Source organism: Dolichospermum sp. FACHB-1250, assembly GCF_014696335.1.
Lineage (GTDB): Bacteria > Cyanobacteriota > Cyanobacteriia > Cyanobacteriales > Nostocaceae > Dolichospermum > Dolichospermum planctonicum.
This window is the reverse complement of sequence record NZ_JACJPZ010000090.1, coordinates 1-9,645: the sequence shown is the minus strand read 5'-3', so window position 1 is coordinate 9,645 and position 9,645 is coordinate 1. Positions and strand designations below refer to the sequence as shown.

The window sequence follows — 9,645 nt, the reverse complement described above, 5'->3', positions numbered from 1 at the left end:
AGAAGGTTGTTTGACCAAAAGCGGTTTTTTCATTGGGATTTGGAATTTCCAGAGGTTTTTATTGATTTAGAAAGTGCTAGTTGGAAAGAAAATCCCGGTTTTGATGCTGTGATCGGAAATCCACCTTATGGATCGACTTATAAAGACTATACAAATGCTAAATTACAATATATTAGTAATACTGTTATCTCCAAAGATATTTATCTATTTTTTATTGAACTTTCATTAGATATAATTTCCAAAATTGGTACTATAGGCTTAATTACTCCTAATACATGGATGACTTTAGAAAGTGGTTGTGATTTTAGGAAATTAGTTTTACAAACTACACAATTAATTAAGATAGCAGAATTTAGATCGGCTTTTCAAGATGCAATTGTAGAAACTGCTGCTTTAATAGCTTCTAAAGATGTTAATAGTTGTAAAAACACAGAAGTTTTAAATTTTGCAAATCAGGAAATCATTACTAGATATTTTCGTTTGACATCTGAATGGTTATTAAATGAAGGCTATGTAATTGATTATTATTTAAATATGGAAGAAATTAGTATTTTGAACAAGTCTATTAATCAATGTATTAAATTAGAAGAATTAGTTAATATATGTGGAGGTACAAAATTATATCAAAAAGGAAAAGGTAATCCACCTCAAACGCAGTTAGTTGTCAAGGAAAAACCATATACATCAAATAAATTACTACCAGATTTTGAACCACTAATTACAGGTGGAGATATACAAAAATATGTCACTCAAAACGAGCTTATTTATGTTAAATATGGTGTATGGTTAGCTGAACCAAGAAATGAAAGTATATTTAGAAATCAAAAAATTATAGTCCGACGTACTGATGATTCAATTATTGCAAGTATTGATTGTGATTTGAGGATTTGTCAAAATTCTGTACATTGTCTTCTCAAAAAACAAGATAGTATTTTTTCTGATTATTTTTTGTTATCAATATTAAATTCTTTTTATATTAAATGGTGGTATCAAAAGAAAAATTTTCAGATGGTTGGTAAGCCTTTTGCTGAAGTTAAAGTTATTTATTTGTCAAGAATACCAGTTCCAAAAATCTCCTTCACAACTCCCGCAGAAAAACGTCAAACTTATCTAGAAAACACAATTAACTTTTACCAACAATATCAAATCAATTATAACCCAAATATCCTACTTAGCCAAATTGATCACCACCTCAACCAACAACCAGAAGAAGCAGACGTAATTCATGACTTACTGGCATATTTAGCCGAACAAATGATAGAATTAAATAAACAAAAACAAACAGAAATCAAAGGCTTTTTAACATGGTTAGCCAGATTAATCGGTACTGATATTGATAATCTTACCAATAAATCTAAAATTCAAAATTATTTAGGTGATTATTATAAACAAAAACAAGCAGACAACCATTTAACCCTTGACGAATTAATTGATATTCTCAAGAAAAACAAGAAAAAACTAAAAATTGATATCAGCGGTAGAAAAGAACAAGAAACATTAGCCAAAGAATACCAAGCCAGCTTAAACACACTCCTACCCATCAAAAAACAACTAAAACAATGTGATTGGTTAATTGATGAAATCGTTTATAAATTATATAAATTAACTCCAGAAGAAAAAGCGATCATTGAAGGAGAAAATAATTAAAAAATTCTAATTAAAAAATTCTAATTAAAAAATTCTAATTAAAAAATTCAGATCACCGACTTTTTGAGCATTGTTCCTTAAAACTAAAAAACTTTGTACCTCATGAGCATGAGAACTGCTATAATCAATACTACTAACTGAGGAAAGCCCAAAAACAACAAAATGTTACCACAATCATATCAAACAATTTTCCGCCAGCATGAAAATATCTATATTTTATATTTTTATCCTGTTTATCCTTTAATCCTGGACATCCTGATTATAACAATATTTACTGACAATATTTATTAATAGATTTATTAATAAATCTTGATATTTAAATTGAAAACTTTAAAGTAACATCGGTTTCGTGATATAATAAGTATTTAAATCAGTTAAATCAATATTTTGCTATCATCAACATCTACCACAGATAAAAAACTCTATGCTTACCCAAGAATCACCCAAAACTCAAACCATAAACTGGAAACCCATAATCAAAAAATTTGTCGCAGTCCTGGGAGAAAAAGGTGTAGTACAACGCAAAGAAGAACTCCTTACCTATGAATGTGACGGTTTAACCAGCTATAAACAATGTCCCCCCGTCGCAGTCTTACCAAGAACCACAGAACAAGTATCAGAAATCGTCAAAATTTGCAATCAATTCTCCGTTCCCTTTATTGCTAGAGGTTCGGGAACAGGTTTATCCGGTGGTGCTTTACCAGCAGAAAATTCTGTTTTAATTGTCACTTCATTAATGCGACAAATCTTAAAAATAGACTTAGAAAATCAACGGGCTGTTGTCCAACCGGGAGTAATTAATAGTTGGGTAACTCAAGCAGTTAGCGGCGCTGGTTTTTATTTTGCACCAGACCCTTCTAGTCAAATTATTTGTTCTATTGGTGGTAATATCGCCGAAAATTCAGGAGGGGTACATTGTTTAAAATACGGTGTGACAACAAATCATGTTTTAGGTTTAAAAATAGTCCTTCCTCATGGTGAAATTGTTGATATTGGTGGACAAATTCCCGAAACTCCAGGTTATGATTTAACCGGTGTCTTTGTCGGTTCAGAAGGTACTTTAGGAATTGCGACAGAAATCACTTTAAAAATTCTCAAAAGTGCCGAATCAATTTGTGTTTTATTAGCAGATTTTACCAGTGTAGACGCTGCCGCTGCAACGGTTTCTGATATTATCAGCGCGGGCATTATTCCTGGTGGGATGGAAATGATGGATAATATTAGTATTAATGCTGTAGAAGATGTAGTTGCCACTAATTGTTACCCTCGTGATGCCGCTGCTATTCTATTAGTAGAAATTGATGGTTTAGAAGTCGAAGTTTCTGCTAATAAACAGCGAGTTAAAGAAATTTGTCAAAACAATGGAGCGCGAAATGTGACTAGTGCTAGTGACCCAGAAACCAGATTAAAATTATGGAAAGGTAGAAAAGCAGCTTTTGCCGCTGCGGGACATATTAGCCCAGATTATTATGTACAAGATGGTGTAATTCCTCGCACTCAATTACCTTATGTTCTCCAAGAAATTGAGCGGTTAAGTCATCAATATGGTTATCCCATTGCTAATGTTTTTCACGCTGGAGATGGTAATTTACACCCATTAATTTTATTTGATAATTCCATACATGGAGAATTGGAAAAAGTCGAAGAATTGGGGGGAGAAATTCTCAGATTATGTGTAAGAGTGGGTGGTAGTATTTCTGGTGAACATGGTATTGGTGCTGATAAAAAATGCTATATGCCAGATATGTTTAGTCAAGCTGATTTAGAAACAATGCAATGGGTAAGACAGGTATTTAATCCCCAAGGTTTAGCAAATCCTGGTAAGATTTTTCCTACTCCTCGCACTTGTGGAGAAGCGGCAAAAGTATCTATTCAAAAATTCCCAGATGTAGAAAGATTTTAACAAAAAAGTTAGGAATCAGGAATATATACAGCAGTTACCGCTATTATGAAGTACAAATATTAATGATAAAACTCTTGTGGTGCGGGCATCTTGCCCGCATAATATGTACTTTACTCAAGCTAAACTTGCTGTAGCTATTCCTGGTATTATGAAATACAGTTTTGATCACCTGTATTTCCTTCCTAATTCTCTATTTTTCTCTGTCTTTAATTCTTCCTCCTTACTCCTGAGTTATTACATTTTTCTAATGACTTTACCTAATTGGATTACTTTTTCTCGACTGCTGGGAATACCTTTTCTACTCTACGGTTTATACAATCCTACAAATCAAGCCAAATGGATATGTTTAACTATATTTTTAATTGCGGCTCTAACTGATTGGTTAGATGGATATTTAGCCAGAAAATTGAATCAAATTAGTGAATTAGGTAAATTTCTTGATCCTTTGGTAGATAAATTATTGGTACTTGCACCATTATTAGTATTAGTAGAATTAGGAAAAATTCCAGCTTGGGGAGTTTTTATAATTTTAGCACGGGAATTAGCGATCGCTGGTTGGCGAGTTAATCAAACTACTATCACTGGTGCAAATATTTGGGGTAAACTGAAAACAGTTAGTCAAATTATTGCCATATCTCTCCTAATTGCTCCCTTATCTCCAATTTGGCAAACTCCTATTTTAATTGCCTTTTGGATATCGGTAATATTAACGATTATTTCAGGAATAATTTATCTCATTCCTCAAAAAATTAGTGAGTAAAATCAAAGTAGAGCATATTAAATGTCTAGAATAGAAGGCTTTAGAGTTAGAAATTACAGAGTTATTCGTGATATTACCTTGGGGAAATTGTGGAATACACAAAGTGCCAAGCCATTAACACCAATGACAGCGGTTATTGGTAAGAATGGCGTGGGAAAAAGCACGATTTTTGACATTTTTGGCTTTCTTGCTGATTGCTTAAAAAATGGAGTAGAAGAAGCTTGTTATGCTCATGGTCGTGGTGGGTTTGAAAAAATTCTCTCTCAAGGACAACAGGGAAGTATTGAGTTTGAAATCTATTATAAAGAAGATGGTAATGCCCGACCAATTACTTATGAATTAGCCATAGATATTGACTCATTTCAAAGACCTTATGTAAAAAAAGAGAGACTGAGACAACGCAGAATAGGACAAGATAAGGGAAAACCTTTTTCTTTTTTAATTCTCAATGAAGGCAGAGGAATCGCATGGAAAGGTGAACAACAAGGTAAGCAAGATGATTTTGATGTGTCAGATTTAATGGATAAAATCCAAAGAGGTGAAGCAGAAGAAGAAACTAAAGAAACCGAAGTAGTTGAACTTGATGATCCGCGAAAACTGGGAATTGCTACTTTAGGTTCACTTAAACAACATCCCCGAATTTCTATGTTTAGAAGATTTATTGAAGGGTGGTATTTAAGCTATTTTACACCTGATGCTGCCCGCAGTTTACCTCTAGCCGGACCACAAAAGCATTTGAATATTCATGGAGATAATTTAGGTAATGTAGTTCAATTTATGGAAAGAGAACATCCCAAAAAGTTTCAATCCATACTGGAAAAAATAGCGAATAAAATTCCTGGTGTCAACAAGATTAGCACTTACCCAAGTCCAGATGGAAGACTGCTTTTGTGTTTCAACGACAAGGGATTTCAAGACCCATTTTATTCTCAACAAATGTCAGATGGTACACTCAAAGTATTTGCCTATCTTCTGATGTTAGAAGACCCTTCACCACCACCATTTTTGTGCATCGAAGAACCGGAAAATGGACTTTATCATAAACTTTTAGAAACCCTAGCCAGAGAATTTCGAGAACACACTAGAGGTCAGAAAGGTGGGTCACAAATATTTGTGACAACACATCAACCATATTTTGTAGATGCTCTTGAACCTGAAGAAGTTTGGGTATTAGAAAAGGGTGAGGATGGATTTGCTAAAATTAAGCGGGCTAGTGAAGATCCTCTGATAAATAATCTTGTTTCTGAGGGTTTGCCCCTGGGTGGACTTTGGTACAGTGACTATTTCGACGCAAGGTGAATATATGCACTTTGAGATATTAGTTGAGGATATTTCTGGCAAAACTACTCTTGATATTCTTGTTCCAAAAATTATTAACCCCGAACAACACACATTTAATATTCATGCTTACAAAGGAATAGGGCATATTCCTAAAAATCTTACATCTAATTCTGATCCCAAAAAACGAATTTTGCTCGACCAATTACCGCGACTTATTCAAGGCTATGGTAAAACATTTGCCAGTTATGCCCCTAGTTATCATGCTGTTCTGATCATTATTTGCGATCTTGATTACCGATGTTTGAGTGTTTTTCGCAAAGAATTACTGAATATTGTAGACTCTTGTGAACCTAAACCAAAGACGCAATTTTGTATTGCTATTGAGGAAGGAGAAGCATGGTATTTAGGTGATTTAGCAGCAGTAAAGACGGCTTATCCAAATGCCAAACTAGCAACCCTAAATTCTTATGCTAATGATGATATTTGTGGCACATGGGAGAAGTTAGCCGACGCAGTATATCCTGGTGGTTGTCAAAAGTTGTCTCAACTTCCTTATCAGGTAATTGGTAAAGAGAAAACAACTTGGGCTGAAAAGATATCTCCTCTAATGGATATTGATAATAATCAATCACCAAGCTTTTGTTATTTTCGAGATCAGCTTCGACGTTTAAGTGAGCAGTAAAGCAAGAAATGGCAATAAAAAACCCTGGCGAAACTGACCAGGGTTAATTAGGAGAAAATTTGAATGACGATTAGATACAAATACCGAAGCGGGAAATTTTAGCTAACCCCCAAGGTAATTAGAACTATAGAAGTTAAAAATAATATTGCTACTACACCTTGAAAGGCATAGGTGCTTTGTTGCGCTTTTGTAGGAAATTCTGCGTAGTAAAGTTTGGGTTCTTTGGCATAGTTGTTAAGAATGCCTTTTTCATCACTTGTGGTATACATAATGTTTTTTCTTGGGTTTGTTACTTTATGTAAACTAATATAACAATATCTTTACAAAGTGTCAATAGAACTTGACAAAAAAATAATTGATGCTAGAAGTAAGTGCTGCTTACCTGGAAGCGCCAGAAAAAATCTCGGTGACAGCAGCCATAAAAAAACCCACCTGCGCGGGTTTCCAGTGGAAAGTTAGCAAAGGTGGTTGAAAATCAATGAAATTGAAAATTTAGCCACAAAATGTTTTAGCAGTTTACAAACAAGTTGTGAACTGCTTGTGACTTTACCCATAACTTTGCCGTCAACAACACTATAACCCTCATTCTTGCGTCAGCTAATTTTGGATGAAATTGACAGCATTGTTAAAATTAAATCAACTAACCCAGAGCCAAACTGACCCCAAGCAACTGCAAACCGTAGGAGATAACGAACCATGATCGCAGCCAAAGACAACGCCCCTCACCTCACCCCAGAAGAATATTTCACTTGGGAAGAAAAGCAACTAGAAAAACACGAACTGATCGACGGTCAAGTTTACGCCATGACTGGCGGTAGCGTTAATCATAGCCGCATTGCAATTCGATTTGCGACTATGGTTGATACCCATTTAGACGCTAGTAGTTGCATAACAGGTAACTCTGACCTGAGAGTTAATATTGTTGGCACAAATAACTACACTTATCCCGATATTAGCGTCACCGGCGATGATCGCGATAAAACCACAACCCAATATATTACCTACCCCTGCTTAATCATTGAAGTTCTCTCAAAAACTACCGAAGCCTACGACAGAGGCGGCAAATTCAGAATGTATCAAAATAACCCGGTCTTGAAAGATTACCTGTTGGTTAGTTCCACTGCGATGGAAATAGATTTGTATCACAAAAATGATGCAGGACAATGGATGATTATTAACTATGGAGAAGGTGACACCATTGAACTAAAAAGCATCAATCTCAGCTTCCCCATTGAACAAATCTATCGCGGTTTAAATCTTGAACCAGAGAATGGGGAATAATAAAAGCATTACCTAACTAGGGCTTGCTGAATAAACACCGTGACAAATCAATGACTTGAGGGGGATAGAAGATGAATAGGTGCAAGAAAAAGAGTTAAAACGGGTAAAAACCCTTACATAAAAGCTTAATAAGATATATAAAAAAGCGCAAAAACAAGAAACAGCACCAGAAAAAATCTCGGCTACAGCAGCCATAAAAAAAACCACTTGAGCGGGTTTCCAGTGGAAAGTTAGCAAAGATGGGTGAAAATCAATGAAATTGAAAATTTAGCTACAAAATGTTTTAGCAGTTCACAAACAAGTTGTAAACTGCTATGAAAACGGGATTGTGTTTTTTTAAATGGGCAGTACCAGACTCGAACTGATGACATCCTGCTTGTAAGGCAGGCGCTCTACCAACTGAGCTAACCGCCCGTTTTCTTTACTCAATTAATATAGCATAGCCTTTGAAAATTTTGCAAGTCTTTTGAGAAAATTTTTTTGGGGATTGGGAAAGGCTGATGTGAACGGGATTGAGCTATACTAATTGAGGGTTTTACTGTTAATTTGATATTTTTAATTTGCCAAGATGCCCTCTGGTCAAACGCATGATCGCATTACTATCTGGTCTATGCCTGTTGTGGCGGGTATAACATTGATTTCCACTCACAGCAGTAATATGACTTTGTTAGTGGCGGGTGGATTTATGTTTGGGGGGCTGATGTTTGGTCCCGATTTGGATATTTACTCCCGTCAATTTCAGCGTTGGGGTGTTCTGCGGTGGATTTGGCTACCTTATCAAAAAAGTCTGCGCCATCGGTCTTTTTTATCTCACGGTCCGATTATTGGTACAACCTTAAGAGTGGTGTATCTGACAACTTTTTTAGCATTGGTGGCCATTGTGCTGGTGATGATTTTCACCAAGTTGGGAAATGTGGCTTGGAACTGGGGCGAAGTGTGGGGAACTGTGGGGAAGACCATCTATATGTATTATGGAGAATTTTTTGCCCTCTTTGTCGGCTGTGAACTCGGTGCAATGAGCCATTCTTGTAGTGATTGGACTGTTTCCGGTTATAAACGATTTCAAAAACAGGGTATTCAAGGTTTACTCCCCCGTGGCAAAATTAAGAAACGTAAAGTTAGCCCCAGTCGTCGCAGTGTCAAAAAGCGGTAAAAAATATGGCAGTTAATCAGACTTTAGAGGCATTACAAGAGTTAATAAATGTAGTAGCGAAATTGCGATCTCCCCAAGGTTGTCCTTGGGACTTGGCACAAACCCCATCAAGTCTAACTCCCTATGTAATTGAAGAGGCTTATGAGGTAGTAGACGCGATTCAAACTGGGGATAAACAGGCTATTGCTGAAGAATTAGGTGATTTATTATTACAAGTAGTATTACAGGCGCAAATTGCCAGTGAAGCGGGTGATTTTTCTCTGCAAGAAGTTGCAAAGGGGATTGCTCAAAAGCTAATACGTCGTCATCCTCATGTATTTGCTGATATGACTGTGGCAAGTATGGAAGAGGTACACAAAAATTGGGAAACGATTAAAGCAGCAGAAAAAGGAGAAACTGTAGAAGAGCAAAAACTCAGTCATAAATTAAATCGTTATCGTCGTAGTCTTCCCCCCTTAAATGCGGCCATGAAGATATCTGAAAAAGCTGCTCAGGTTGGTTTTGAGTGGAATAATGTAGATGAAGTTTGGGGCAAATTTCATGAAGAGTTAGGGGAATTTCAACAGGCTTTAGCTGAAGAAACCAAAGAAAGACAAGAATCCGAATTAGGTGATTTACTATTTGCCATTATTCAAATTGCCAGATGGCATAAACTTGATCCTAGTGCGGGTTTACAAGGGACAAGTCAGCGATTTATTCAACGATTGCAAAAAATGGAGGATGTGATTGAACGTCCGTTGACAGATTATAGTTTAGAAGAATTAGATGCCCTGTGGCAACAGGCTAAAGCCCAACTTGGTCATTAGACATCAGGTAAATTTAAATCCCACATTCCGCACCCCAAACTGTCACAGAGGTAAATTACGTAGAGAAAAAATTAAAGAGAGCATCAAAACAAACATATAAAGTGAAAAAAGGCATTTGAGAAACAGTAAATC

9 protein-coding genes and 1 tRNA gene are annotated in these 9,645 nt (G+C 35.8%); 8 read left to right on the top strand and 2 right to left on the bottom strand.

Annotated elements, in window-relative coordinates; all coding sequences use genetic code 11:
- Positions 1-39 precede the first annotated feature (39 nt).
- The 5 genes from H6F39_RS19690 to H6F39_RS19670 all read left to right on the top strand — a co-directional run bounded on the left by H6F39_RS19690 (position 40) and on the right by H6F39_RS19670 (position 6,273).
- On the top strand, positions 40-1,647 hold the full coding sequence (locus H6F39_RS19690) for a TaqI-like C-terminal specificity domain-containing protein (protein WP_206753557.1): 1,608 nt from the start codon (positions 40-42) through the stop codon (positions 1,645-1,647).
- 424 nt (positions 1,648-2,071) lie between these two features.
- Complete coding sequence (glcD, locus tag H6F39_RS19685) at positions 2,072-3,550, top strand: glycolate oxidase subunit GlcD (RefSeq protein ID WP_190397269.1); 1,479 nt, start codon at positions 2,072-2,074, stop codon at positions 3,548-3,550.
- Between the two features lie 247 nt (positions 3,551-3,797).
- Entirely contained in the window at positions 3,798-4,310 is a 513-nt protein-coding gene (pgsA, locus tag H6F39_RS19680; RefSeq protein ID WP_137907530.1) for a CDP-diacylglycerol--glycerol-3-phosphate 3-phosphatidyltransferase, read from the top strand.
- Positions 4,311-4,331: 21 nt separating this feature from the next.
- Positions 4,332-5,609, top strand: a complete 1,278-nt coding sequence (locus tag H6F39_RS19675; RefSeq protein ID WP_190397268.1) for an AAA family ATPase — start codon at positions 4,332-4,334, stop codon at positions 5,607-5,609.
- Complete coding sequence (locus H6F39_RS19670; protein ID WP_370539413.1) at positions 5,587-6,273, top strand: hypothetical protein; 687 nt, start codon at positions 5,587-5,589, stop codon at positions 6,271-6,273. The genes H6F39_RS19675 and H6F39_RS19670 overlap by 23 nt, the downstream gene beginning before the upstream one ends.
- 98 nt (positions 6,274-6,371) lie before the next feature.
- Here H6F39_RS19670 and psb34 read toward each other — a convergent pair whose 3' ends face one another.
- Positions 6,372-6,542, bottom strand: a complete 171-nt coding sequence (gene psb34, locus H6F39_RS19665) for a photosystem II assembly protein Psb34 (RefSeq protein ID WP_137907529.1) — start codon at positions 6,540-6,542, stop codon at positions 6,372-6,374.
- A 427-nt stretch (positions 6,543-6,969) separates the two neighbouring features.
- On the opposite strand from psb34, the gene H6F39_RS19660 reads away from it, so the two are divergent.
- Positions 6,970-7,554, top strand: coding sequence for a Uma2 family endonuclease (locus H6F39_RS19660; RefSeq protein ID WP_137907528.1), 585 nt, complete (start codon positions 6,970-6,972; stop codon positions 7,552-7,554).
- A 341-nt stretch (positions 7,555-7,895) separates the two neighbouring features.
- On the opposite strand, the gene H6F39_RS19655 is transcribed toward H6F39_RS19660, so the two are convergent.
- A tRNA-Val gene (locus H6F39_RS19655) sits at positions 7,896-7,968 on the bottom strand.
- Positions 7,969-8,122: 154 nt separating this feature from the next.
- Here H6F39_RS19655 and H6F39_RS19650 point away from each other — a divergent pair.
- Entirely contained in the window at positions 8,123-8,707 is a 585-nt protein-coding gene (locus H6F39_RS19650; protein WP_137907527.1) for a metal-binding protein, read from the top strand.
- Positions 8,708-8,712: 5 nt separating this feature from the next.
- On the top strand, positions 8,713-9,513 hold the full coding sequence (gene mazG / locus H6F39_RS19645) for a nucleoside triphosphate pyrophosphohydrolase (RefSeq protein ID WP_190372193.1): 801 nt from the start codon (positions 8,713-8,715) through the stop codon (positions 9,511-9,513).
- Positions 9,514-9,645: the final 132 nt, after the last annotated feature.